Raw genomic sequence first — 1607 nt, 5'->3', positions numbered from 1 at the left:
ACCAAGGCGGCCGCTTCCACCTTAAATTCCTGTGTAAAAGTACGACGTTTTCTGGTCATAGACACCTCTCATTGAGTGGTAATAATACCACCTAAAATAGTGTCCGGTTTTATTGAATCACAACACAGTAGCTAAAGACGAGTTCTGGCCAACAGAACTTTGGGACAACAAACTTTGGGAGACACCCACCGATATCTAAACCAACAAACTTTGGGAGACACCCACCGATATCTAAACCCATTTTAGAGGGCGAGGTGGCAACTTTGAATGGGGTCTTTGATTTGCCCGCTGGTGAATAATTTTGAAGAAGTTTTGGAAGACACCCACCGATATCTGTAACTTTTCTGTGGAGGGAAGTCGCAACTTCGAATGGGTGTCTTTAATTTTTATGTATGTGGGTACGCTTCAATGATGCGTTTGGCATAACGTCGTAGGTACATCTGCTCTTGCAGCATGAGTAGAAAAGGTGATTTTATGAACTTTCCATTTGGTAAGGTTGATACTGGATGTATAGACAGTTTTTTGGCTATTGTCCAATAACATTATTACGTGCTTTTTTGTCTGATTTTTACACAAGTGTGTTTTTGCAGGTTGCAACCGATTATTTACTTGGAGTTTGTTCCGTGGGACTATGAGGGTATGTAATACAGCTCATTTTGTCGGTTTATGTTCCGACATTTTGGGGTAGAATAAATTGTTATGCACCAAAAAGGATCGTTCAATGAAACTTAGTGAAATGTTCCCAGATGGAGAGTTTTCTGAACCAGCTTCTGAAGCTAATTTTTCTGAAGTCGAAGAAGCTCTATCAGCAAAGATTCCTGATCAATTAAGAGAGCTGTTACTTGAGACTGATGGATTTCGTGAAGGTACTGGAAATGCAAAGTACTTGTTTTCGCTAACCGATGAAGACTTCATTGGCTCGATTCTTAGCGTTACAAAGTTTATGTGGTCTAACGAGACATTGCCTGATTTAACTCCATTTATATTCTTTGGAAGTTCTTGTGGCGACAATCTTTGGGGAGTGCGCATAAATGAACCTCATGATGTAATTGCTTATCATCAAAATATGGAAGATGAATACGAAATGATAGGAAACGATATTTATTCAGTCTTTCAAGAAGACTATAAGATATATGATGAGCTCTAAAGTGCATATAGCAGTAATTAGGACAGGCACAGTTTTATTACCGTAAATAATGCTAGCTAATTGTTTGTTTGCGATTTTATAGTAATTTTGGGAGACACCCACCGATATCTGCACCTCTTCTGCGGAGGGACGTCGCAACTTCGAATAGGTGTCTTTAATTATTTTTGGCAAACAGATAAGCGGTTGTCAGTGGCTCACAACACCCACACGGGTTCAATGACCCTTGTCTTCCTCGAGCTTATCTGACAGCCTAACCTTTGATGCATTGTGTCGTCCCCGATTATGTATATTCCCTCTGACAAAAGGGGTGATATGTTGGGCAGGCAGTAGTTATGCTTTATGACCTACTTTGATACACATTCTTCCCCAGTAGTTGGCACAGCCACAGGCCTCCATAACGACTTTACAAAGCGGCATATTCTGAACGGTTTCTTTCAACTTCTGGCAGTTCACCCGGTGT

At 40.7% G+C, this 1607-nt stretch carries 1 protein-coding gene; it reads left to right on the top strand.

What is annotated here, in order from left to right; translation table 11 throughout:
• The first annotated feature begins 721 nt into the window (after positions 1-721).
• Complete coding sequence (locus IY568_RS24310) at positions 722-1147, top strand: SMI1/KNR4 family protein (protein ID WP_194868959.1); 426 nt, start codon at positions 722-724, stop codon at positions 1145-1147.
• Positions 1148-1607: the final 460 nt, after the last annotated feature.

Origin of the sequence: Pseudoalteromonas sp. PPB1 (assembly GCF_015356275.1) — a bacterium.
GTDB classification, from domain to species: Bacteria; Pseudomonadota; Gammaproteobacteria; order Enterobacterales; family Alteromonadaceae; genus Pseudoalteromonas; species Pseudoalteromonas rubra_D.
This window is presented reverse-complemented; position numbering and strand designations above follow the sequence as displayed.

Excerpts from the sequence above, each read along its gene's own strand:
- IY568_RS24310 (WP_194868959.1), top strand. The coding sequence starts at position 722 with ATGAAACTTAGTGAAATGTTCCCAGATGGAGAGTTTTCTGAACCAGCT.